Annotated in this window: 19 protein-coding genes and 2 pseudogenes; 8 read left to right on the top strand and 13 right to left on the bottom strand. The window is 72.7% G+C overall.

Going from position 1 to position 23,935, the window contains the following annotated elements; translation table 11 throughout:
* Window positions 1–401: 401 nt before the first annotated feature.
* On the top strand, window positions 402–683 hold the full coding sequence (locus tag O7632_RS18925; RefSeq protein ID WP_278116099.1) for a flavin reductase: 282 nt from the start codon (window positions 402–404) through the stop codon (window positions 681–683).
* 87 nt (window positions 684–770) lie between these two features.
* On the opposite strand, the gene O7632_RS18920 is transcribed toward O7632_RS18925, so the two are convergent.
* From O7632_RS18920 to O7632_RS18910, 3 genes and pseudogenes are all read right to left on the bottom strand, one after another.
* Complete coding sequence (locus tag O7632_RS18920) at window positions 771–3,545, bottom strand: tetratricopeptide repeat protein (protein ID WP_278116097.1); 2,775 nt, start codon at window positions 3,543–3,545, stop codon at window positions 771–773.
* A complete protein-coding gene (locus tag O7632_RS18915; RefSeq protein WP_278116095.1) occupies window positions 3,542–3,967 on the bottom strand; it encodes a hypothetical protein in 426 nt (141 codons plus the stop codon). The genes O7632_RS18920 and O7632_RS18915 overlap by 4 nt, the downstream gene beginning before the upstream one ends.
* A 155-nt stretch (window positions 3,968–4,122) precedes the next feature.
* Window positions 4,123–4,347 (bottom strand): annotated as a pseudogene (locus O7632_RS18910) (hypothetical protein); the annotation flags it as partial.
* A gap of 67 nt (window positions 4,348–4,414) precedes the next feature.
* Between O7632_RS18910 and O7632_RS18905 the strand changes: the two are divergent.
* Window positions 4,415–5,243 (top strand): IS5 family transposase gene (locus O7632_RS18905; protein WP_278114776.1). Its coding sequence is split into 2 segments (ribosomal slippage): window positions 4,415–4,758 and window positions 4,757–5,243, totalling 831 coding nucleotides; the frame shifts between segments, so codons are not numbered across the junction.
* A 27-nt stretch (window positions 5,244–5,270) separates the two neighbouring features.
* On the opposite strand, the pseudogene O7632_RS18900 reads toward O7632_RS18905, so the two are convergent.
* From O7632_RS18900 to O7632_RS18890, 3 genes and pseudogenes are all read right to left on the bottom strand, one after another.
* Window positions 5,271–5,657: pseudogene (locus tag O7632_RS18900) on the bottom strand (pentapeptide repeat-containing protein); the annotation flags it as partial.
* Window positions 5,658–6,415: 758 nt separating this feature from the next.
* The gene (locus O7632_RS18895; RefSeq protein ID WP_278116093.1) at window positions 6,416–7,246 is read right to left on the bottom strand and encodes a PP2C family protein-serine/threonine phosphatase; all 831 of its coding nucleotides are present in this window, start codon (window positions 7,244–7,246) and stop codon (window positions 6,416–6,418) included.
* Window positions 7,234–7,632: a hypothetical protein gene (locus O7632_RS18890; protein ID WP_278116091.1), complete on the bottom strand. Its 399-nt coding sequence runs from the start codon at window positions 7,630–7,632 to the stop codon at window positions 7,234–7,236. Before O7632_RS18890 ends, O7632_RS18895 begins: the two co-directional genes overlap by 13 nt.
* 129 nt (window positions 7,633–7,761) lie before the next feature.
* Here O7632_RS18890 and O7632_RS18885 point away from each other — a divergent pair, with 129 nt between their 5' ends.
* Window positions 7,762–8,151 carry a DUF1304 domain-containing protein gene (locus O7632_RS18885; protein ID WP_278116089.1) on the top strand — a complete coding sequence of 130 codons (390 nt, stop codon included), beginning with the start codon at window positions 7,762–7,764 and terminating at the stop codon, window positions 8,149–8,151.
* Between the two features lie 242 nt (window positions 8,152–8,393).
* Window positions 8,394–9,218 carry a poly-gamma-glutamate hydrolase family protein gene (locus O7632_RS18880; protein WP_278116088.1) on the top strand — a complete coding sequence of 275 codons (825 nt, stop codon included), beginning with the start codon at window positions 8,394–8,396 and terminating at the stop codon, window positions 9,216–9,218.
* Window positions 9,219–9,267: 49 nt separating this feature from the next.
* On the opposite strand, the gene O7632_RS18875 is transcribed toward O7632_RS18880, so the two are convergent.
* The 3 genes from O7632_RS18875 to O7632_RS18865 form a co-directional block, all read right to left on the bottom strand.
* Window positions 9,268–10,674, bottom strand: a complete 1,407-nt coding sequence (locus O7632_RS18875; protein ID WP_278116086.1) for an MFS transporter — start codon at window positions 10,672–10,674, stop codon at window positions 9,268–9,270.
* A 45-nt stretch (window positions 10,675–10,719) separates the two neighbouring features.
* Window positions 10,720–11,925: an IS110 family transposase gene (locus O7632_RS18870; protein ID WP_278115430.1), complete on the bottom strand. Its 1,206-nt coding sequence runs from the start codon at window positions 11,923–11,925 to the stop codon at window positions 10,720–10,722.
* A gap of 246 nt (window positions 11,926–12,171) precedes the next feature.
* On the bottom strand, window positions 12,172–12,978 hold the full coding sequence (locus tag O7632_RS18865) for a glycerophosphodiester phosphodiesterase (RefSeq protein WP_278116084.1): 807 nt from the start codon (window positions 12,976–12,978) through the stop codon (window positions 12,172–12,174).
* A 149-nt stretch (window positions 12,979–13,127) separates the two neighbouring features.
* On the opposite strand from O7632_RS18865, the gene O7632_RS18860 reads away from it, so the two are divergent.
* Together O7632_RS18860 and O7632_RS18855 are read left to right on the top strand one after the other, a co-directional pair.
* Entirely contained in the window at window positions 13,128–14,762 is a 1,635-nt protein-coding gene (locus O7632_RS18860; RefSeq protein WP_278116082.1) for a hsp70 family protein, read from the top strand.
* A 58-nt stretch (window positions 14,763–14,820) separates the two neighbouring features.
* On the top strand, window positions 14,821–15,228 hold the full coding sequence (locus O7632_RS18855) for a DCC1-like thiol-disulfide oxidoreductase family protein (RefSeq protein ID WP_278116080.1): 408 nt from the start codon (window positions 14,821–14,823) through the stop codon (window positions 15,226–15,228).
* A 16-nt stretch (window positions 15,229–15,244) separates the two neighbouring features.
* Here O7632_RS18855 and O7632_RS18850 read toward each other — a convergent pair whose 3' ends face one another.
* The 3 genes from O7632_RS18850 to O7632_RS18840 are packed head-to-tail and all read right to left on the bottom strand — an operon-like array spanning window position 15,245 to window position 19,436.
* Window positions 15,245–15,973: a hypothetical protein gene (locus O7632_RS18850; protein WP_278116078.1), complete on the bottom strand. Its 729-nt coding sequence runs from the start codon at window positions 15,971–15,973 to the stop codon at window positions 15,245–15,247.
* Window positions 15,970–17,835: a dynamin family protein gene (locus tag O7632_RS18845; protein WP_278116076.1), complete on the bottom strand. Its 1,866-nt coding sequence runs from the start codon at window positions 17,833–17,835 to the stop codon at window positions 15,970–15,972. Before O7632_RS18845 ends, O7632_RS18850 begins: the two co-directional genes overlap by 4 nt.
* Window positions 17,832–19,436, bottom strand: coding sequence for a dynamin family protein (locus tag O7632_RS18840; RefSeq protein ID WP_278116074.1), 1,605 nt, complete (start codon window positions 19,434–19,436; stop codon window positions 17,832–17,834). Before O7632_RS18840 ends, O7632_RS18845 begins: the two co-directional genes overlap by 4 nt.
* A 204-nt stretch (window positions 19,437–19,640) precedes the next feature.
* On the opposite strand from O7632_RS18840, the gene O7632_RS18835 reads away from it, so the two are divergent.
* Window positions 19,641–22,376 (top strand): LuxR C-terminal-related transcriptional regulator, encoded by a 2,736-nt coding sequence (locus O7632_RS18835; protein WP_278116072.1) that lies wholly within the window; start codon window positions 19,641–19,643, stop codon window positions 22,374–22,376.
* Complete coding sequence (locus O7632_RS18830; RefSeq protein WP_278116070.1) at window positions 22,373–22,909, top strand: LuxR family transcriptional regulator; 537 nt, start codon at window positions 22,373–22,375, stop codon at window positions 22,907–22,909. Before O7632_RS18835 ends, O7632_RS18830 begins: the two co-directional genes overlap by 4 nt.
* On the opposite strand, the gene O7632_RS18825 is transcribed toward O7632_RS18830, so the two are convergent.
* Window positions 22,886–23,782 carry a lysophospholipid acyltransferase family protein gene (locus tag O7632_RS18825; RefSeq protein WP_278116068.1) on the bottom strand — a complete coding sequence of 299 codons (897 nt, stop codon included), beginning with the start codon at window positions 23,780–23,782 and terminating at the stop codon, window positions 22,886–22,888. The two genes, O7632_RS18830 and O7632_RS18825, sit on opposite strands and share 24 nt — an antisense overlap.
* Between the last annotated feature and the right edge of the window lie 153 nt (window positions 23,783–23,935).

Below are 23,935 nucleotides of genomic sequence, written 5' to 3'. Positions count from 1 at the left end.
CCGGTGCGAGATTGCGCTGAGCCAGGTGGCGAATAAGCATGATGTGAAGGAAGAGTTCAGTGATCATGGGAAATGTGTTGTAAGAAGGGTTGACAAATGGGGTTGAGGTCCACACGCGACGGCGCGATACGGTTCGCGCCACGACACGCCCGCAACTGGCGGCGACTCGGCCGGTACTGCCGCTGCGGAATACGCTGGCCCTGCCCCGACAGGTGCCTGTCGTCGACCATCGCGCCGTACCTGCACAACACGCCGGCCCCGCGTCCGAAGCCGACGGATCGGCCGCCGAACCAGTCGCCGCAGTGGGATCGCGGCCCCCGATGGAACCACCCCACCGAGTACGTGTGGGTCGCCGGCCTGTTGACGCGCGGACAGCGCGCCCGAGTGAACGGGGCGCACTGATGCACATCGCGTCCCGCCCCCACTGGAATTGCCGCGAGTGCGGTACGGAATGGCCGTGCGAAAGCGCCAAGATCGAGATCACCGCCGACTGGGCCAACGACCGTATCGGGATGTGCGTCTACCTCGCCACCCTGATGTACGAGGCGATCGACGACCTGCTGGAATGCGACGCCGAGCAGCTCAGCCCGCCGGACCTGTACCGCCGGTTCCTCCGCTGGCCCGACCAGATCGCCGAATCCGAAGCTATTGCTCGCCTGTCAGCGCGTCCCGGCGAGCCCTGACCGCTGTTGCCTCGTCCCCGCGACCGAGCCCGTCGAGTACGTCCGCCAACGTCCCAGTGCCCTGACCAGGTCTCAGGTGGACGGGCGCTACCCCGATTCCCCTCTTTGTGCCAACAGTGAGCTTGCGAGGTTGGCTCGAGCGTGTCGGTGTTGGACCTCGATGGCCTCGACGGGGGCATTCAGGGTTTCTGAGGCAGGGTTGAGTAGCGGAGTCCGGGTTCGGCGCGGCCCACCCGGCCAGGTCCAGGTCCAGCGGCGTTTGGTGAGCTGTCGGTAGATCGTGACGGCTTCGACGGCGGCATCCAGGGCCTCCTTCTGCCGGCCCAGGTTCCACAGAATCGCCGAGAGGTTGTTCAGCGACATGACGAGGTCGGGTTCGTGAACGGCAGGGTTGGCTTGAGCGAGTCGGCGGTAGATGCCGACGGCTTCGACGGTGGCGTCCATGGCCTCCCCATGCCGCCTCAGGTCCGACAGCCGGACGCCGAGGTTGTTCAGGGATTTAGCGAGGTCGGGTTCGTGCGCGGCGGGGTTGGCTTGAGTCAGCCGCCGACGGATCGTGACGGCTTCGACGGTAGCGTTCAGGGCACCCTTCTGCCGCCACAGGCCCGACAGCTGGATGCCGAGGTTGTTCAGCGACGCGGCGAGGTCGGGTTCGTGAACGGCAGGGTTGAGTTCAGCAAGTCTGCGGTGGATCCTGACGGCTTCGGTGGTGGCGTTCATGGCCTCCCAATACCGCCTCAGGTCCGACAGCCGGACGCCGAGGTTGTTCAGCGACATGGCGAGGTCGGGTTCGTGAACGGCAGGGTTGAGTTCAGCAAGTCCGCGGTAGATGCCGACGGCTTCGACGGTGGCGTCCATGGCCTCCTCCCGGCGGCCCAGGTCCGACAGCCGGACGCCGAGGTTGTTCAGCGACATGGCGAGGTCGGGTTCGTGCGCGGCGGGGTTGGCTTGAGCGAGTCGGCGGTAGATGCCGACGGCTTCGACGGTGGCGTCCATGGCCTCCTCCCGGCGGCCCAGGTCCGACAGCCGGACGCCGAGGTTGTTCAGGGATTTAGCGAGGTTGGGTTCGTGAGCGGGGTTAGCTTGAGCCAGCCGCCGGCGGATCGTGACGGCTTCGACGGTGGCGTTCAGGGCCCCCTTCTGTCGGCCCAGGTTCGACAGCCGGATGCCGAGGTTGTTCAGGGATTTAGCGAGGTTGGGTTCGTGAGCGGGGTTAGCTTGAGCCAGCCGCCGGCGGATCGTGACGGCTCCGACGGTGGCGTCCAAGGCCTCCTCCCAACGTCCCGCCTCCGACAGCCGATTCCCGAGCGATCCGAGCAGACGTGCCGTAGTCGGCTCATCGGCGGTAGCGAGCCGGTGCGTTGTGAGGCGTCTGGTGATAGCTGCTTTGGCGACGGCCAAGCCGACATGCAGTTCCTGCGGCAGATGCGGCTCAATCGCCTCGAGCGCGCTGATGTCGAGCGCGTCGATGCCAGCGATCCGGGTCAGAACGGTGCCGCCGGCAGCGACCGCCAGTTCCGGATATTCGCGCAGCATCGGAGACAGCGTCCGCCGTGCCACGTGCGGCCAGCGGATCGCGGTCTCCACCAGCACCGTCAACGCCGCTGCCGACCAGACCGGCTGACCGGCAGCGGCACGGGCGGCGCCGGTGATTAGCCGGGCGATCACACCGCCGGTCCACGGATCGGTGGGAGCGCCGGCGACATGGTGACCGGGAAGCCGTAGCGCGATGAAATCCTCGCCGAGCCGGTCCGGATACAGCGGCTCCAGCACCTTGTCCGGCTCAGCCGGCGGATAACAGACCGCATGGTCGGTCAGGACCTGGTCGGCGGCGTCCGGCGCGCACACTCCCGCCACCGTCAACGCGGCCAGGCCGTCGTCGTAGTCGAGCGGCCGGGTCAACGTCGCTGTGCAGACCGTACGGCTCAGCACCTGCGGGGTCGTGACGAAGCTGGTCTGCTGTTCGTGCAGCTTGTGCCAGTGGTCGACCTCCCGGCGTAGCAGGTAGGCCGACAGGTCCCGATCGCCGGTCGGTGCTGTCCGCTGGCGCGCGGCAGCGTCGACCGTGACCAGCGCCGCCATGTGAATCACAAGGATCTGCCGGTACGCCAACCCAGCAGCCAGATCAGCTGGCGGCTGGATCGAGCCTGTGTCGATGCCGTACGCATAACCGAACCGGTCGGCCGCCTCGGCGAAGATCCGCCGCCGGTTCGCGGGGCTGTCGGCGGCCGGGGGCAGCGCCGTGACGTCGGCCGCGTACCCGAGCGTCGTCAGGTCGTGCTGGTGCTGCCACAGCGTCGACTCGGGGCGCGCGAGCAGCAGCAGCCGGGTCGGCACGCCCTGGCGTAGCAGCTGGTCCTTGAACAAGTCCCGCAGGTCTTCGGCGGGCCAGCGTTCGGCGTAGTCGACGATCACCAGCAGACCACGCCCAGTTGCCTCGGTGGCCTCGGGCGGGTCGTCGGCGGCGAGCTGGCTGCGGTGGCGGGCGACCGCGACTGCCCAGCCGGCGGCGATGCTGTCCGCGCCGAACTGGGCCGCCAGCCGGGTCTTGCCCTGCCCACCCGGACCGTGCAACAGCCGCACCGCCAACCCGCGCGCCGGGTCGTCGCGCCAGGCGGCCAACTCGGCACGGTCGTCGTCCCGTAGGGCGGTGAACGGCACCACCTGGTTGGTGGCGGCGAGCAGCATGCTCGGCTGGTCGACCAACGTACGCGGGTCCGGCGGCCGCTGCGGCTGCCACTGTTCCACCCGGTACGCCGGCCGCTGCTCGTAGATGGTGATGTGCTGGTCACCGGCGGCCTGGATCACCTGCCCGTGGCCGCTGGCCTCACCGCGCAGGTCCACGTCCGGCTGTCGCCTCACCGCTCGTTGATGCGCTGGTCGCGTCCGGCCTGAATGATGCGGGCGTTGTCCCGCGCGGTGGCGGTCATCGTGATGCTGCCGACCTGCTGCTGGTCGGCCGGCGGCAGCAGGGGAGCGAGGGTGTCGTCGAGGAGGCGACGCAGTTCGGCGGCGAACGCCGGATCCTGGCGGATCAGCCGTTGCAGTTTGCGCTGCCAGTCGTCGACCAGGCCCTGTTCGGCGTCGGTGTCGCCGTCGCGGCGGGCGGTCAGGACCTCGTCGCGTACCTCGGCCAGCTCGGCGCCGATGGTGTCGGCCTGCTGCGGGCGTACCCGCCGCCACAGCGCGACCGCCCCGTCGCGGGCCTTCTCCCACGCGTCGGTCGCGATCGCCTGGATCAACGCGGCACCGGTCGCTGCCGCGATCGGGTCGATGTCCACCATGTCCGCCACTCCGTCCGTCCGAGGTGGCAACCACAGTAGACCGGCACCGCCAGTGAGTCGGACCGCCGCGATGTCGGATGCCTTACAACACTGCGTGGTATCGAAACCGGACGTCGGGCCACCGTAGTATCTCGCCGGAGTGGCAACACCGGCCGTCACTCCGACTCCACGTCCCCATCCGGCTTCGTCTCCACTGCTACGCGCACCAGCCGCCGAGTGTCGAGATCGACCCGCCACCCTGCCGGCCACAGATCACCGACACGATCACCGCCTCCGACACAAGCGCCGTTCAACACCGCACGGCGCTTGAACGTCGCCTCATCGAAGCTGGCATCGCCGGTGAACGTCACCCCCATGAAGGCGGTGCTGCCGACAAAAGTGACATTGTCGAATAAGACCGCATCTCGTTAGGGGTTGTTGGTTGGCTGGGTCGTTCGTTGTACCTGTGTGAGTGATGTCGAGAAGTACTGTCCGGATTCGTTGTGGCAGCTCGCGCAACCGTTGCTGCCCGAACACCCGAAACGCCATCAGGGCGGTGGCCGCCCGCGTACCGATGACCGGGTCGCGCTCGCCGCGATCCTGTACGTGCTGCGCAGCGGCTGTGCGTGGGCGGCTCTGCCGGCGTCGTTCCCGATCTCCCGGCCGACGGCGCACCGCCGGTTCACCGAGTGGACCGCACTCGGGGTGTTCGACGCCCTGCACCGGGCGATGCTCGACGTGCTCGGCCTGGCTGGGCAGATCGACTGGTCTAGGGCGAGTGTTGACGGTATGCACGTGCGGGCGGTGAAAGGGGGGACCTGACCGGCCCAGCCCGGTAGACCGGGGCAAGCCCGGCTCCAAGATCCACGCGGTGTCCGACCGGCGGGGTCTGCCGTTGGCCGTGGTGGTGTCCGCCGCAAACGTCAACGATCACAAGGTTCTCGACGATGCGCTTGACGCGGTACGACCGGTCCGGCAGCCAGTCGGGCGCCCCCGTAAGCGGCCGGGCAAGCCGCACGGCGACAAGGGCTACGACCACCGGTCCTGCCGGGAGACGCTGAAACGGCGCAACATCACCGCCCGGATCGCCCGGAAGGGCATCGAGTCGTCGACGCGGCTGGGCCGGTACCGCTACGTCATCGAACGCTGCTTGGAGTGGGTCACCCGGTTCAGGCGCCTGGCCCGCCGCTACGAACGCAAGGCTTCCCACTTTGCCGGATTCCTTTCCCTGGCCTGCGCCGTGATCTGCTACCGTCGGGCCGTCAAGCTGAACCTGCTGACCAGCAACAACCCCTAGCGAGATGCGGTCTAAGGCATCGCCAGTGAACGTCGCGTCGGAGAACCGGGCTAGGCCGGTGAACGTCGCTGCGACGAACCGGGCGTCGCCAGCGAACGTGGCCCCGGCGAATCTGGTGGTGCCGGTGAACTGGGCCCCGCCGAAACGGGCGTCCTCAAGGACGCAGTTGCTGAAGTCCGCATCGAGGAGGGTGGCCTCAGTCAGGTCGACGGTCACTCCGCTCCAGCACGTCGGAAGCGGCGTGCCGTCCGGCGTCGTCGGCCTCAGGTGGCGGGCGAGGATGCGCTGCGCGGCCAGCCGTACCTGGCGCTCCTCTCGGGGGTCAGGTTGCGGCGGCGCATCCGGTTCCTGGCCGGTGTCGGGTTCGGCGGTGTTCTGATCTGCCTGCTCCTCGGCCGGTAGCGTGTACGGCATGCGCAGATAGGCGCAGAAGACTTCGACGATGCTCTGGCGGTGCACCGGGTTGTCCTGGGCGAGGCGTTCTAGCGCGTACAGGCCGGCCAGGCGTACCGGTGCCTTGTCGGAGCCGAGCTGGTCGGCGGCCTTGACATACAGCTCGGTGACCCGTTTCTCGCCCGCGTCGTACTCGGTGGCCTGCTGGGTCCGTTCGGTGACCTGCTGGCGGCGTAACGCCAGCAGCAGCGCGGCGGCTGCACCGACACCCGCGCCGACCGACAGGCCGGTGCGGATCGTCTCCACCCGCAGTTGCGCCCGCTCCAGCGGCGTCCCGACACCGCCCGGGACGGTGGCCTGCAGCGCCCACACCGCCGCCCAGGTGATGCCGGCGACGACCAACGCGCCGACCGGGATGATCCAGGTCGGCAACGGACGCAGCGGACGCTGCGGCGGTACGGGTGCCGCCGACGACTCGCCCGCCGGCCGCGCCCGCCGCCACCGCACCCCGCCGACGGCCAGCCCGGTCACGCCGGCCACGGCGAGCAGCAGCACCGGCCAGTGGTCGACAATCAGCCGACCCAGCGTCGGCCACAGCCGACCCGGCAGTAGCAGAACGGCGGCAGCGAGCAGTGCCGCCGCGCCCGCTATTGCCGGCGTCGCCGCCTTCCAATGCGCGATCACCCGAGTGTCCTGCCGTCCGCCGAAAGCCATCCGCCGTGGGCAAACACAGTAGACCGGCACCGCCAACGGGTCAGACCGCCGCGCTGTCGGATGCGTTACAGCGGGGTGATGACGGTGCGTTCGGCGGCGGCCGGGGACCAGTCGGCCAGCAGCAGGGTGGCGTCGTCGCTGGGTGGGCCGCCCCGGAAGTCGGCGACGGCGCGGGCCAGTCGGCGTAGCGCCTCGGGAGCCGGCAGACCGGTGCCGGCCTGGCGTTCGGCGAGGTCGGCGAGGCGGCTCAGGCCGAACTCGCCGCCGTCGTCGCTGCCCCGGGCCTCGACCACCCCGTCGGTGAACATCAGCAGCTGGTCGCCGGGCTCGAGCGGCTCCTCGCCGATCGCGCGGACCGGGTGCCGGATGCCCAGCGGCAGCCGCCGGCCGTCGCGCAGCTCGCGGACCATTTTGCCGCCGCGCAGCAGCATCGGCCGGGGATGCCCGGCGTTGACGTACCGCAGCAGCCCGCTGTCCAGGTCGAGGTCGGCGAGGATCGCGGTGACGAACCGGGCGTCGGTGAACTGGTCCAGCACGGCGGCGTCGGCGGCTTCGGCCTGCGCGACCAGGTCGCCGCCGCAGCGGCGGGCGGCCCGGATCGCGGCGATGACGGCGCTGCAGGTCAGGCCGGCTTTCATGCTGTGCCCGACGGCGTCGAAGATCGCCAACTGGGCGTGGTGGCCGTCGATGGCGTAGTCGAATCCGTCGCCGCCGATGTCGTAGCTCGGTTCCAGGATCGCGCTGACGGTGATCCGGCGGGTGGCGGCGGTCAGCGGCGGCAGCACCTGCGCCATCAGTTCGGCGGCGACAGTCGCCGACCGGGACCGGCCGACCCGCAGCAGGAAGTCACCTTTCGGGGCGGTGACGGTGATCAGGTGGCCGATCAGCCCGGCCATGGTTTCGCAGCGGCGTCGGGTGTGCGGGTCGGCGGCGTCGGCCGGGTCGGCGAAGGCGAATCGATGACACCGAGCCGGTCGGTGCCGTCGATCATCGGGATCCACCAGGCCGGTTCGTTCAGCGCCGGGATCGACTCGACCAGGGTGAAGGCCCGTCCGGCGAGGGATCCTTCGACCGGTTGCGGTGGCGGGTCGGCCCGCCCGGGATGCGGTACGGGCCGCAGCGACTGCTGTTCCTCGTCGACCAGGTAGATCGTGGTACGCACCCCCAGCTGGGCCATCACCTCGTCGAACTCGGGTGCCAGCTCGTCGGGTTGGAACAGGTGGGAACGGCTCAGTACGTCGCTGAGCGCGTCCAGCCAGAGCCGTTCCACCGTCCGGTCCACGCCGCCACCATACGGCGGTGCCGGTCACCCACACCGGGCGGTCGCCGGTACGGCCGCCCGCCGCCCGTACGCCCGGGGCGGGTCGGGCACAATCTGGGCACGAGCCGTACGAACAACCGGGGGACTGGCATGGTCGTCGCAGGACTGGTCTTCGCTGGCGTGGCGGCGCTGATCCACGTCTACATCTTCTATCTGGAGTCGGTGGTCTGGACCGCGCCGCGCACCCGTGCCGTGTTCGGCGTCCGCAGCGAGCAGGACGCCCTGACCACCCGGGTTCTCGCCTTCAACCAGGGCTTCTACAACCTGTTCCTGGCGGTCGCGGTCGGGCTCGGCATCGTCGTGACCGTCGCCGGCGGCACCGCCGTCGGCGCGACCCTGGTGTTCACCGGCGCCGGGTCGATGGTCGCCGCCAGCCTGGTCCTGGTGGTTTCCCGGCCGGCGATGGTGCGCGCCGCGCTGATCCAGGGGTTGGTGCCGCTGCTCGGCGTCGCCGCCCTCGCGGCCGGTCTGGCGGCCTGATCCCCGCCTGGGTCGCACCGGAGCCGCCCCGGACGGGAGTGTCGGCTCGGTAACACGTCACCTGTCGTCGATCCGACGGGCATCGGTGCGAATTCACCCCGTACCGGCGCGGTTTGCTGCCGATATCGGCGGTCGCTGGCCGTTGCGGCGACGGAAATCGTTGGCGACCATGCGAGCGGGCGTGACACGGTGTGCGTCGCCCGGCACCCCGGGCAACCGCACCGATCGGAGGAACCACACTCATGAGCACCACCAGACGTACGGTCCTCGGCCTGCTCGCCACCGCGGCGGTCGCCGGACCCCTGGCGACGTTGCCGGCCGCGCCGGCACTCGCCGCCGACCTCTACGACTCCAACACCGACCTGTACGCCGACCCGAACCTCACCGAAGGCGTCGACTACGCCCGCCGGTTCCGCCGGCATCCGCTGCTCGACAACGCCAACGCCGGCACCGTCGCGTTCCCCCGTACCGCGATCATCGCCCCGCACGGCGGCGGCATCGAGGGTGGCACGTCGGAGCTGTGCCTGGCGATCGCCGGCTACCACCCGGCGACCCTGGCCGCGACCCCGCCGGCCGGCCCGGTCCACGACTACTGGATGTTCGAAGGCATCCGTTCGTCGGGCAACGGTGAGCTGCACGTCACCGCCAGCCACTGCGACGACACCCCGGCGTTGTCGGTGGCGGCCTGCGCGCTCAACGTCGTCGCCCTGCACGGCTGCACCCCCGGCACCGCCGGGCTGCCGTCGAACGCGCAGGCCGTCGCCGTCGGCGGCCGCAACGCGGCGTTCCGCGCGGCGCTGATCACGGCCTTCACCACGGTCGGGTTCACCGCGTTCGACGCCACCGGCATCTCGGCGATCGCCGGCACCGCCATCGACAACATCGTCAACCGGACGCTGCTCGGCATGGGCGCCCAGCTGGAAATCACCAGCCCGTTGCGGTCGGCGATGTTCGGCACCAACACCGTCGCGCAGCGCCGCAACACCACCAACACGGTGTTCTGGAACTTCGTGGCCGCCACCCGCACGGCGATCGCGCAGATCGAGGCGACCCAGCCGATCCCGTGACACCGGCCGGTCCCGTGACACCGGTCGCGGGTCAGCGCCCCGCCCCGGGTCACAGCACCCGGGGCGGGGTGTTGCCGGCGGCGACGATCGCCCGGCGCATCGGCACCGCCAGCAGCAGCACGAACCCGACCACGAAGAAGATCAACAACGAGACCAGGCCCACCCGGTACGAGTTCGTCAACTGGAACACGATGCCGAACGCGAGGGGTCCCAGCCAGCTGGTGCCCTTGTCGCTGATCTCGTAGAACCCGTAGTACTCGCCTTCCTTGCCGGCCGGGATGAGCTGGCTGAACAGCGACCGGCTCAACGCCTGCGACCCGCCCAGCACCAGACCGATCGCCGCGCCGAGCGCCATGAACTGGGCGGGCGCCTCAGCCGGCAGCCGGAACGCCGCCAGGATCACCGCCGTCCACAGCACCAGGCTGGCCAACACCGTCTTCCACGCCCCGATCCGCTGCGCGACCGCCCCCAACGCCAACGCGCCACCGAACGCCAGGAACTGCACCAGCAGGATCGTCACGATCAACGTCGACTGGCCCAGCCGCAGCTCCTCGGTGCCGTACTGGCTCGCCAGGGCGATCACCGTCTGGATGCCGTCGTTGTAGACCAGGAACGCCAGCAGGAAGAACAACGTCAACGGGTACGTCTTGAGCCCGCGCACCGTACGGCCCAACTGCTTGAACCCGTCGGTGAGCACGTTGCCGCCCGGCCGGGCGTCGACCGCCGGACGTTCCCGCAGCCACGCCAGGGGCACCAGGGTGAACACCGCCCACCACACCCCGGCCGACACGATCGACCAGCGGGCCAGGTCCAGGGTGCGTTGCGGGTCGCCGTCGATGCTGAACGACTGCACCACCACCAGGTTGACCGCCAGCAGCAGACCGCCGCCGAGGTAGCCCAGCGCCCAGCCCCGGCTGGAGATCCGGTCCCGGTCGTCGGGCCCGCCGAGCCGTGGCAGGAACGAGTTGTACACCACCACGCTGGCCCCGAACGCGATGTTGGCCAGGACGAACAGCCCACCGCCGAGCAGATAGCGGTCGCCGGTGACGAACACCATCGCGATCGTCGCCCCCGCACCGAGGAACGCCGACACCGCCAGCAGCCGCTTCTTGTGCATCGTCCGGTCGGCGATCGCCCCCATGACCGGCAGCACCAGCACCGTCAACGCCACCGACAGCGACACCAGGTACGGAAAGTACGACCCGGCGGCGACCTTCACACCCAGCGGGTACACGTACGCCACACACTCGTCGGCGTCGATCGCGCAGCCGGCCGCCTGCTTGGTGACGCTGGTCAGGAACGGCCCCAGGAACACCGTGATCACGGTGGTGGAGAACGCCGACATCGCCCAGTCGTAGAAATACCAGCCGGTCCGTTCCCGCCGGGTGCTCGGCGACGGCACGTCGGCAGTGGGTGCGGGTACGACGGCAGCGGGCGGCGGGGTGAGGTCGGACATCGGGTCCTTCTCTGCGATGGGCGGGGGGTGTCCCTATGGGTTCTGTCAAGCAGCGAGGCGGGGTTCGTCCGCCGGTTTGGGCTGGTATGGCCGTTGGGTGCGGAGCATGGCGTGGAGGACGTCGACGCGGCGGCGGGCGAGGCAGATGAGGGCGGCGTTGTGTTTCTTGCCCTCAGCGCGTTTGCGGTCGTAGTAGGCGCGGCTGAGCGGGTCGGCGAGAGCGGCGAACGCGGACAGGAAGAACGCGCGTTTCAGCTGCTTGTTGCCGCCCTTGGGTGGGTGTTCGCCACGGATGCTGGTGCCGGAGCGGCGGGTGACCGGGGCCAGGCCGGCGTAGGCGGCCAGGTGGCCGGGGGTGGGGAACGAGGTGCCGTCGCCGACTTCGAGCAGGATGCGGGCCGCGGTCCTGACGCCGATGCCGGGCATCGAGGTCAGGACCGGGGCAAGAGGGTGCGCATCAAGCATCCCTTCGACCTGTTCGGCGACCTGGTCGCGTTGGCGCAGCAGGTCACGCAGGTTGTCGGCGAGTCGGGGAAGGACGGTCTCGGCGGCGGTGGTGCCGGGAACCACGACGGTCTGCGCGTCGAGCGCGGTGAAGATCTGGTCGACCAGGCGGGCGCCCATGCGTGGCGCGCGGGCCTTGACGATCTCGGTGAGTTTCGCCCGGCCTGCCTTGCGGATGCCGGTGGGTCCGCCGCACCGCGAGATGGCTTCCAGGACGGCGGGGTGCTGCAGTTTCGGGCCGAGGACGCGTTCCAGGGGTGGGTGGATCTGGGTGAGCAGGCCCCGGATGCGGTTGGCGACGCGGGTGACCTCGCCGGCGAGGTCGTCGTCGTAGCCGACCATCACCTCCAGCTCGGCCAGGGCGTCGTCGCCGGTGTCGACCCGGCGCAGGGTGTGGGGCAGGGTGCGGGCGGCGTCGGCGATGACGTAGGCGTCGCGGGCGTCGGTCTTCGCGGTGCCGGGGTGCAGGTCGGCCAGGCGGCGCATGACCAGACCGGGCAGGTAGGCGACCTGGTGGCCGCAGGCGCGGGCGACCGCGACGGGCAGCGCGCCGATCGAGGCGGGCTGGTCGACCACGGCCAGGATCTGGCCGTGCCGGGCGAGTTTGTCGAACAGTTTCCGCAGCCCGGTTTCGGTGTTGGGCAGCGTCGCGTCGTGCAGCCGCTTGCCGTCGCGGTTCAACGCGACCGCGTGGTGTCCTTCCTTGCCGACGTCGAGTCCGATGAAGACGCCGAACCCGTCGTGCACAGCTTGCCTCCTCACGGCGATGGCCTGGCTCGGCCGCTGGTCATAGCGTCGGACTGCCGGCATCCACGTTACGGAGAGACCTACCCCACGACGGGGTGGCCGGGTCCCTATCAGCGGTCCGCCGACGCCACCCGGCTCGGCGACAACACCCCCCGGATCATGCGTACGACAGGGGCATTCAGTCATACCGAGCCGGGCGACCGAGCAGTCCCCGGCTGGGGACGATCAAAAAGGTAACGGGCGACGTCAGCGGGGGTGCGCGGCTCCGTCCGCGTCGACCCGACGGTCCGGCGGCCAGAAGCCACGGCTTCGATACACGTCGCGCAACACCTCGACGTGATCGGTCATGATGCCATCCACCCCGAGGTCCAGTAACTCGTTCATTTCGGCAGGTTCGTCGATCGTCCAGACGTGCACCTGCAACCCCAACCGGTGGCAGTACGCCACGAACCGGGCGTCGACCACCCGTACCCGGTTGAACCGGACCGGGACCTGCGCGGCCACCACCGACGTCGGCAGCCGCAGCCGGCCGCCGACGATCGACGCGATCCGCAGCCGCGCCACCGCCCGCATCCCCATCGACGTGGCGACCCGCCCGTGCGTCAACGACCGCAGCCGGTGCAGCCGCCGATCCGAGAACGACGCCAGCAGCACCCGGTCACCCGCGCCGCACCGGTCGACCGTGTCGACGGTCGGCCGTACGCCGCCGTCGGCCTTGACGTCGATGTTGAACCGCACCCGCGGCCACGCGTCGAGGACCTCGTCGAGCCGGGGTACGGCCGCCGCCCCGCCGACCCGTACCGTCGCCAGGTCGGCCCACCGCATCGCCGCGATGCTGCCGGTCGTCCCGGCGACCCGGTCCAGGGTGGCGTCGTGGAACACCACCGCCACCCCGTCGGCGGTCGCGTGCACGTCGGTCTCCACGTACCGGTAGCCGAGGTCGACGGCCCGGCCGAACGCCTCGGCGGTGTTCTCGTCCCCCCGGGCCGCCCCGCCCCGGTGGGCGAACGCGATCGGCGTGGGGGAGTCCAGGTAGGCGTACCGGTGCGACACGCAGCGCAGTATGCCTGGTCGAGGCGACCGGCGGCCGTACGGCGGATGGCGACGTGCCGACGAACGGCCGCACACCCGGCCACCGTCGCGCCGCGCGCCGGTCCGCCACCCGACGGCCCCCGGTGACGCCCCGCAGTAGGGTGTGCGCCATGCGGGCACTCGGCATCGACTTCGGCACCTCGAACACGGTGGCCATGGTGCGCGGCGCCGACCGGCGGACCCGGCCGCTGCTGTTCGACGGCGCGCCGCTGCTGCCGTCCGGGGTGTACCGGGAACCCGACGGGCGGCTGATCGTCGGCCGTGACGCCGAACGCCGCGCCCGCATCGCCCCGTCCGGGTTCGAACCCAACCCGAAACGCCGCGTCGACGACGGCGTGGTGCTGCTCGGCGACGTCGAACTGCCGGTGCCGCAGGTCATCGCCGCGGTGCTGCGCCACGTCGCCGCCGAGGCCCGCCGCCAACTCGGCGGCGTCGACGAGGTCCGGCTCACCCACCCGGCGCAGTGGGCCGAACGCCGCCGCCTCGTGCTGATCCAGGCCGCGCACGCCGCCGGGCTGCCGAAACCGATGCTGGTCGCCGAGCCGGTCGCCGCCGCCTCCTACTACACGGCGGTGCTGGGCAGCGCGGTGCCGCCGGGCCGGTCGCTGGCCATCTACGACCTCGGTGGCGGCACGTTCGACGCGACCGTCGTCCGCCGTAGTGCCACCGGCTTCGACGTCCTCGCCGAGCAGGGTCTGGCCGAACTCGGCGGCCTCGACTTCGACCAGGCGCTGGTCGAGCACCTCGGCCAGACCTACTCCGACACCCGCACCACGTTGTGGAACGGGTTGGTCGCCCCGGCCGACACCGGGCAGCGCCGGGCCCGCGCGCTGCTCTACGACGACGTACGCGGCGCCAAGGAGATGCTGTCGCGCACCACCAGCGCCGACGTGCACCTGCCGGCGCTCGATATCGCCGCGCACGTCACCCGGGAGGAGTTGGAGTCGCTGATCCGGGGCCATCTGGCCCGTACGGTGACCTGCCTGGCGCAGACGATCGCCGGCGCCGGCCTGGCCCCCGGTGACCTGGTCGGCATCTTCCTGGTCGGCGGTTCAAGCCGGATCCCGCTGGCGGCCAACCTGATCCACACCGAACTGGGGGTGGCGCCGACGACCCTGGAGCAGCCGGAGACGGTGGTCGCCGAAGGCGCGCTGTGCCTGGGCTTCCCGGCCCGGCCCGGTGTCGCGGGAGCGGCCGGGCCCGGTCTGTCCGGTACGCCTCGCGCGGTGCCCGCGCCGGCCCGGCCGGTCGCCGGACCCCGTCCACCGGTGCTGGCGCCCCGACCGGCGGCGACCCCGCACCGCCCGCCGGTCGGGCCGAACCCGGCCGGTCGGCCCGCGATGACCTCGGCCCCGCCGGCTGCGCCGACGGCCGTACCCCGGCTGCCGGTGCCGGCGTCGCCCGCCGGACCGGTCGCCGGACCGGTCGCCCCGGTCAACCCGGTCGGGCCTCCGGCGGCGGCCCGCCCACCGGCCGGGTTCGGCCCGGCCACGCAGCAGCCGATGCCGCCGCCCGGAGCAGGCCAGCTGTCGCCCCGGCCCGGCCAGACGCCCAACCCCGGACCGCCCGTACCGTCCACGACGCCGTACCGGGCGGCACCGACGCCGACCCCGCAGCAGCGCCCGCCGGCCGGCACCCCCCGCCGTGCCTGGTACGAGGAGACCGGCCTGGTGTGGATGCTGGCGCTGGGGTTCATGGTGTTCATCGCGCTGATCGTGCTGATGATCGCGCTGATGCAGTCATGATCGCGCCGATGCGGTGACCTCGCTGGCGGTGCCGGTCCCGCCGCAGGACAATGGTCGGGTGACCACCGCTACCCGGGAACCCGCCGGCACCTTCGTCTACGACGGCGACTGCGCGTTCTGCACCATGTGCGTACGGTTCATCGAGCGTCGGATACCGACCACCGCCACGGTCGTGCCGTGGCAGTGGGCCGACCTGCCCACCCTCGGGCTCACCCGTGAGCAGGGCGGCACAGCGGTCCAGTGGGTGCCGACCGGCACGGTCGGTTCCGCCGGCGCCGGCCCCGTCGCGGTCGCCGCGCTGCTGCGCACCAGCAACCTGCCGTGGCGGGCCGCCGGCACCGTCCTCGGGCTGCGTCCGGTGACCGCCCTGGCCTGGCCGGTGTACCGGTGGATCGCCCGCAACCGGCACCGGTTGCCCGGTGGCACCGCCGCCTGCGCCGTACCACAGGATCCGACCCCGACCTGATCAGCGGCGGCTGCGGTCAGTCTGCCGACCAGAACCGGGCCAGGGTGCTGGTGGCCGGGTCGTCGGAGGCGATCAGCGCCGCCCAGGCGTTCGTGTCGTCACCGGCGGCCTCGGTGGCGGCGTACCCGGCCAACTCGGCCGCCGTCACCGCGCCGGCGTCGTCGGCGCCGTCGTCGGCCCCGGACAGTGGGACGTCGTCGACCGACCAGTCACCGAGCAGGTCCGGGTCGGCCCACGGCCAGCCGTCCACCGGCGTCGGCACCCCGGCCGGGTCCAGCGGCGGCGGGAAATCCGCCTCCGGCCACTCGTCGGCCCCGGCCGGCACGTCCGGATCGGCACCAGGCGGCACCTCGGCCGGCCCGAGCTCCTGCGCCACCGGGTCGGCGTCGCCGAACCCGGACTCCGCCTCCGGGTCCGTGTCGGCGTACGGTCCGGCCGGACCGCCGTCGCCGGGGGACAGGTCGTCGCCGTACCCGAGCGCCCCGCCCGATCCGCCGGGGGTGTCACCGGCGTCGTCGACCTCGTCGCCGTACGCCGACCCGAAACCCTCCTCAGCGGGCGGCTCGTCGTCGGCGTCGCCGAAACCCGCGACGTCGCCGTACGCCGACGGGTAGCCGTCGAGCGGCGCGTTCAGCTCGGCGGTGTCCGCGTCGCCGTAGCCGTCCGGGCCGTGACCATCCGGGCCGTAGCCGTCGTCGGCGGACGGATCGTCGTCGCCGGTCCAGTCACTGAACTGACCGCTCATCGTGTCGCCGTCCCTGACGTCGGCGCCGGAGACAGCGTCCGGGCGCGGCTGAGCACCTCGTCGACCTGCTTGACCCGGGCCCGGATCGTGTCCCGGCGGCTCTGCAACGCCGCCCGCCGCTTGGCCCGGCTGGCCTTGTCCTGCGCCAACGCCTTGTCGATCTCGGCGATGTGCGCGTCGAGCTGCGCCAACCGCCGTTCGATCGCGTCGTCCAAGGCCAACGTCAACGCGTACTGCAGGTCGGTGAACCGCTGCACCACCTCGTCGGCCAGCGCCGCACGGGCCTCACCGAGCACCTCCCGCAGCCACACCCGGGCCTGCTGCCGGTCGCTGGCCACCCGCCGCCGGTAGAGGATGAACGCTCCGGCGGCCAACCCCAGACCGAGCCCGGCGACCGGGATCAGCAGGCCGCCGCCGACCAGCGCCCCGGCGCCCAACGCCGACGCCCCCGCCGCCGCGCCCCGACCCGCCATGAACGCCATCCCCCCGGCCGACAACGCGATCATCATGTTGTCGGCGCCACCGCCTTCGCGCCGGGGCCGGGTCGCCAGGGCGTGCCGCAACGTGCCGTTGATCCGCTGCAGCACGAACTGCAACTCCTGCGGCCCGAACACCTGCGCCAACGTGCGTTCGGCGACCTTACGGAACCGGAACTCCAGATCGTGGGAGAACCTCAGCGACAACGCGTGCAACGCCTGGTCCACCTCACCCGGCAGGTTCTTCAACGTCTCCCCACGGGCGGCCTCGATCCGGGTCAGGAAATGCTCCTGCAGGCCGCCGATCGCGGTCCGCAGCCGACCCGTGGCCTCGACCCGGGCCCGCTGCGTCTCGGTGTTCAACGCCAACGACCACTGCCGCGACTCGGTCCGCTTGCGGGCGGCCACCGCCGCGCGTTCCTCCCGGGCCCGCGCCACCTCCGACGGATCCGGATCGCAGGCGGCGATCCGCTGCCCGGCCGCCAGGTCGAGGCGCACCAGTTCACTGCGGATCGTCCGCAGCACGTTGGCCTGCGCCAACAGATGCCCCTTGCCGGCCAACTCGACCAACGCGTGCTGCAGCGGCGCCACCCGCGACTCGCCGACCAGTTCGGTGGCGGCCTCCGGCGGCACCGTCAACGCCAACTCCGCCAGCCGCGCCGACACCGGGAACCAGCCGGCGGCGGCGAACCGGGGAGCGTGCGCCTGCAACTGGGCCTGGTTGTCGGCCAGGATCGTGCGCCACCCCGGATAGGCGTCGACCTTGGTCAGGGCGAACACCACCACGTTGACCCGTTTGCTCGCCTCGATCAGGAAGTCCATCTCCGGCCGGGTGAACGGCGTCGACGCGTCGACCACGAACAGCAACGCGGCGGCCCGCTCCACGGCGGCCAACGCGATCTCGGTGTGCGCCGGATCGAGACCACCGGTACCCGGGGTGTCCACCAGCGACAGGTATTGCAGCAGCGGCGCCGGATGGTCCACCTCGATGCGCCGGGGCGGACGGGTCCCGTCCGGCAGCCGCCCCAGCACGGTGCCCCAGTCCCGCAGCCGATCCACCGGCACCGGCACCGGATCCTCACGGCCCGGCACGAACGCCCGCGCCGCCGGCCGGGGCCCGTGCGCGAACTCCAGGTACGCCGACGTCGCCACCGCCGCGTCCACCGGCGACAGATCCGTCACCCCGATCAACGCGTTGACCAGCGAACTCTTGCCGCGTTTCGTTTCCCCGACCACCACGATCGACGGCCGGGTCACCTCCCGGCGCCGTAGCGCGTCGATCTCCACGGCGGCGTCCGGGTCGAGCCCCCGGACGAACCCCAGACAGGTGTCGACCGCGCCGGACAGCAACCCGCCCAACGCCGCCGGAGACGGCCCGCCGCTCATCGGCCCCCCACCCCCGGACCGGTCTGCGCGGACTGCGTCCTCACCTGCTGCGACAGCAGGTGGAATCCACGGTGCGCCACCAGCGCCACCCGCGACTGCGCCGGAGACGCCCCGGCCACCGCGAACACCCGCCACCGGGTGGCCGCCTCCACCGCCGCCGCCACCAGCTGATCCACCCCGGCGCTCGGCAGGTCCAACACCCACCGCGGGTCGGTCGACAACGCCAGCCGGGTCAGTTCCTGCTCCATAGACTCCGGCAACTCCACGCTGCCCGTGGTCACCAACTGCGCCACCTCCAGCAACCGCAGCCGGTGGTACTCCGGCTGGTGCAGCAGCCGCTCGATCGCGTCCCGCAACGTCTCCCGGTCGGCGGGGTGCGCGGTGTGACTCGCCACCTTCTCCAAGCTGGACAGACCCCAGCCGGCCTTGATCGCGTCGGTCCGCCACCGGAACGCCTCGTCCAGGGTGTGCCGCAGCCGGGGAAACCCGGACGCGGCGAACAACGTGCGCACCAGGTCACCGGAGGCCAACTGCGGCGCCGCGCTCAACTGCGCCACGGCGAACCCGATGCCGTACAGGTCCAGCAGCCGCAGCAGCCGCTCCCGCTGCGGGCGGGGGACCGGGCAGTCCCGCGACACGAACAGGTCCACCGACGCCAACAACACCATCCGCTGCGCCGACGGCAACCCGGCCAACGTCCGCAGCGCCTCACAGTCGGCGGCGGTCAACCGGCCGGCCTCGGTCGTCTCGGCCAGCAACCCCACCACCGGCACCACGTCGGACACCACCCGCCGCAGCACCCGCGTCTGATCGGCCGCCAACGGCCCCGCCACCGGCCACGGGTCGGCCGTACCGGCCACCAACTTGTCGACCTTGTTGAACAACCCCAGCGAGTTGATCGGATTGCTCGACAGCCGCGCCGACACCGACCGGAACGCCTCCAACGCCCGTACGTCGTCGTCGCGCACCGACTGGGTGAACACGTAGATGATCGCCTCGGCGCCGGACACCGCGCCCACCGAGTCGTCGTCTATACCGGCGTCGAACGGCGCCGTGGCGTCGACCCCGGCGTCCACCCCGTCCGCGTCACCGCCACCGTCACCGCCCGGACCGGACCCGCCACCGGCGGCGAACAGGAACCGCTGCGCCGACTCACTGACCCCGGCGCTGGTCGACGACAGACCGGGAGTGTCGATCACCGTCAACTCCCGCAGATGGTCACTGGTCAACGTGACGTCGACGAACGCGATCTGCGCCCTCGGCACCCCCAGCCGCTGCGGGATCATCCCGGCGGCGTCCAACGGCAGACTCGACCGGGACCCGTCCCGGCGCACCACGTCCACCCGGTCGGCGGTGCCGTACCGGAACTGGGTCACGATGCGGGTGCACTCACCGACCTCCGTCGGCGCCACCCGCCGCCCGATCAACGCGTTGACCAGCGTCGACTTTCCCGCCTTCAGGCGCCCGGCGATCGCCACCCGCAACGGCTCGTCGAGCCGGCGACGCACCCGCAGCACCTCACCAGCGGTGCGCGGACCGACCCGCGGCCCCACCTCGTCACACAACGCCGCTACCCGGCTACTCAACGGACCAGCGCCCACGATTGGTCACCCACCCACGCGGTCGGCGACAATGACAGACGTCGGGCGGTGGTTCACACTCATCTCGCTGGTCGTCCTCCCGACACCAGGGCATGGGCGGTGCGCCCACCGCCGACATCCACACTACGAATATCCTGCCGGCGCAGGATCCCATGTTCGTGCCACCTTCGCCGGTCGGGGCGACGAGCTGTTGCGGGAGGACGAGTGCGGCACCCAGCCGGCGGCGGCCACGCCGCCCGCCCGCCACGCCACGGCGAACCCACCGTGGCGGGCGACGCCGACCACCCCGCCCGATCCGCCACGACCGCCGGCCCCACCTCCACCGCTGCCTCCGGCGGCACCGACACCGGCCGGCGAGCCAGGCCGGCCGACCCGTTCGACACCGCCGTCACCGCCGTCACCCAAAGACTGACCCGCCCCGGCCTGGTCGTCGTCACCGGCCCGCCCGGCTGCGGCCGCAGCACCCTGCTGCGGCGCGTCCGCGCCGCCTTCCCCGGCCCGACGCACACCGGCGGCGGCCTGTCCGCGCTCCGGCACGTCCCCGCCCTGCCGCTGAGCCGCGCCGTACGGGTCCGGCTACCCACCCACGACCCGCACCTGCTGGCCGAAGCGGTCCGGTCCCGGCTGCGCCACGGCCTCCTCGTCCTCGACGACCTGCACTGGGCCGACCCGCTGACCATCGCCGCCCTGCCGGCCCTGGCCCGCCACTGCCGCGTCGTCGTCGCCCTGCGCACCCCGCACCACCTGCCCCCGGCCGCGCTGGCCCCGCTACGCGCCGACGACGCCACCTGGCTGCCGGTGCCGGCCCTGCCCCCGCCGACCATCGCCGCCCTGATCCGCCGCCTCGCCCCCGCCATCGACGACACCACCACCGCGACGTTGACCCGCCGCGCCGGCGGCAACCCGCTGGCCGCGCACGCCCTGGCCCGACACGCCGCCCGCACCCACGGCACCGCAACCGCCACCGGCGGCCCGGCCGCGCCCACCCCACCCGTCGGCGACGACCTCGACCAGGTCACCTACGCGGTCGCCGCCGCCCTCGCCGACCTGACCCGCCCGGCCCGCACCGCCCTGGCCGCGCTCGGCCTGCTCGGCCGCCCCGCACCCGCCGCGCTACTCGGCCCCGGCGTCACCGAACTCGTCGACGCGACCATCGTCACCGTCGACCCCGACGGCCTGGCCGCCCCCGTGTCGCCGTACCAGGCCGACGTCGCCGCCGGCCTGCTCGACGACACCAGCCGCCGCGCCCTGCACCGCCGCCTCGCCGACCTCGTCACCGACGACACCCAGGCCGTCCGGCACCTCGCCGCCGCCGGCGACGCCACCGCCGCCTACCAGCGCGCCGTCACCGCCGCCGCCACCGCCACCACCAGCGGCGCCCGCGCCGACCTGCTGCTGTTCGCCGGCGACCAGCCCGCCGCCACCGCCGACACCCGGCTGGCCGCCGCCCGCGCCGCCCTGGCCGCCGGCCGCCCCGGCCGCGCCGTCCAAGTCCTCACCGCCGCCGGCCTGCTCGGCGTCGACGCCGCCGTCCTACGCGCCGAAGCCCTGCTGCACGCCGGTGACCCGGCCGCCGCCCGCGCCGCCGCCACACCCGTGCCCGACGACGCCGCACCCGACGTCGTCGCCGCCCGCGACCGGGTCCTCCTACTGGCCGACCTCGCCACCGACCCGGCCGCCGCGCCGGTCCGCGCCGCCGCCGTCACCGCCCGCCACGGCACCAGCCCCCAGCATCTCGGCCTGCGCGCCGCGCTCGCCGCCGCGCTCGCCGCCGACCGCGCCCCCGGCTGGGAATACGCCCTGGCCACCACAGCCGCCGCCGCCGGTGCCGCCGGCGACCTGCTGACCGCCCGGTGGAGCGCCTGGCAGCTGGTGGAGACCCTGACCGCCGACGGACGACTCACCGAAGCCGCCCACACCGCGCTGGCCGCCGGCGACGCCTGCGCCGCCGACCTGGCCTACAGCTGGCAGACCCGGTTCGTCGCCGCCCGACTGTGGTGCCTGGCCCTGCGCGGCGACCCCGCCCCGCCCGCCGACGCGGACACCCGCGACCCCGGCGGACCGAACCCCGCCGCCGCGGCCCCCGTCGACGGGCCCGGGCCGGCCGGCGGTGACCCGCTGGTCCGGGCCGCCACCGACCTCACCGACCGCGCCCTGCCGGCCGCCGCGCACGGCTACGCCGTCGCCGCCGCCAGCCTCGTCCAGGCCGACAGCGGACTCCTCGCCCCCGCCCGCGCCCGCCTGGCCACCCGCGCACCGGCCCCCGCCGCCGTCACCGCCCTCCTCGACTGGGTCGCCCGGGAAGCCGCCTGGCTCGACGGCCAACCCGACAAGGCGAGCGCCGCCGGCGACACCCCGTCCGGCGCGCCGCCGCTGCTCGACGGCCTGCGCCGGATCACCGCCCGGTGGGCCGGCTACGACGGTGCCCCCGCACCCCCCGACCCCCCGCCGGCCGCCGAACGGCAGCTACCGGCGGTCGCCGACACCCTCGCCGCCTGGGACCACACCGACCCGCAACGGTTCAGCCAGGCCGCACACGGCTGGCGCGACACCGCCGTGCGGGAACAGGTCCGCTGCCTGCTCGCCCACGGACTCCACGAACCGGACCCGCGACGGGCCGTACCGGCGCTGCTCGCCGCCGAATCCCTCGCCGCGCACGCCGGACTGGTCGTGCTCCTCGGCCGCACCCGCCGCGCCCTGCGCCGCCACGCCGTCCGTCGCGACGAACGCGGCCCGCGCAGCGGCGAACAGCTGACCGGCCGGGAACGCGACGTCCTGCGGCTCGTCGCCCAGGGCGAACCCACCCGCCGCATCGCCAACCAGCTGGGCATCTCCGCCGAAACAGTGGAAACCCACGTACGGGCCGGGATGCGTAAGCTCGGCGCCCGTACCCGCACCGAAGCGGCCGCCTTGGCCACCGCCGGGGAGGACCTCCGGTGACCGACGCACCGCACTACGTCCTCGACTCGGCCGCCGACGCGACCGGTGTGCTGCGCCGCCTGGCCAGAGCCGGCTGGAACACCCGGGAAGGGTTCGCCCTACCCGACGCCACCTGGGACGTCACCGGTATCCGCCTGGCCCTCTACGGCCGGGTTCCCGACGCCGACACCGCCGCGCTCGCGGTGCTCGCCGCCGCCCGGGGCGCCGCCGTCGTCGCCATCTGCGATCCGTACGGCGACCTCGGCCGCGCCCTGGTCGACGACCTGAGCCGACTCGGCGTGGTGCACCGGGACGCCGAACCGCACGAGCAGGGCCGACCCGACTCCGGCGACGACCCGGTCGCCCTGGTCCCCGAACAGCGGGCCCTGCTGGAACGGCTCGCCAACGGCGAGACGATCGCGGCGGCGGCCGCCGCCGAGTTCCTGTCGCTGCGGACCGCGAACCGCCGTATCGCCCAGGCCCGCGACGTGTTCGGGGTCCGCACCACCCGTGAGGCGGTCATCGCCTACCTACGGCAGCGGCCCAGGCCCTGACCCGTCGACCTCGTCCGACGCGCTCACCTGTTCGCGTCGCGCCGTCGGCTCGCCCGGCGCCAGCCCGTCCGACCCTGCGCCGGTCGTGTCCGCCCGGTGACGGCGGTGTCGCCGGGTCGGGTCCACCGGACGGGTGGGGTCGACGTGACGGGGACCCTCCGGTTCGTCGGGCCGCACCCCCGCCAGCGCGTCGGTGACCGCGTCGATGATCCGCCCGGTGGCGCGTTGCGCCGCACCCGGCCGCCCGACGTCGATCCCGGCCAGGTCCACCGGGTCACCGAAGTGCACCCGGATCACCGGCCGGCGCAGCAAAGCCCGCAACACCGCCGGGAGCAACCCACGAGGCGCCGCGTACGGCAACACCGCGTGCGCCCCCCACTGGGCGACCGGGACCACCACCGCCCCGGTGGCCAACGCCAGCCGCGCCGTGCCGGTCTTGCCGCGCTCCGGCCACATCCCCGGATCCAGACCGATCCGCCCCTCCGGATAGACCAGCACCACCGAGCCGGCTCGCACCGCCGCCGCCGCGTCGGGCAGGGCGTTCGCCACGGCGGTGGTCCGCCGGTCGACCCGGATGTGTCCGGCGCGGCGCATCGCCGCGCCGACGACCGGAGCGCGGAACAGGCCGCCGGTGGCCAGGAACCGTGGGGCGACCCGCCGTACCCGGCAGGCGGCGGCCAGGGCGACCGGGTCGAACGGGCTGATGTGGTTGGCGGCCAGGATCAGCGGGCCGTGCCGGCACTCGTCCGGCACGTCACCGGTGACCCGCAGCCGGGCGAGCAACGCGACGACGAGCCGGGCGGCGACCTGCATGGCCCGCCACAGCAGCGGTGCCCGCCAGGGCCGGGGTGATGGGTCGACGGAGGTGTTCATCAGCCGTCGATGGTCCCACAGGGCGCGGCGACGGTACCGCCGCCGGTCGGCCGAGGGTTCCGGCGTGGGTCGGGTCGCAGGACCCGGGGGAGAGGGGATCGCCGACCCTGGCCCTGTCCACGACGCGTTGTAGTATGTACTACGTCTCGTAGT

The sequence above is a fragment of the Solwaraspora sp. WMMD406 genome (assembly GCF_029626025.1).
Lineage (GTDB): Bacteria > Actinomycetota > Actinomycetes > Mycobacteriales > Micromonosporaceae > Micromonospora_E.
This window is presented reverse-complemented; position numbering and strand designations above follow the sequence as displayed.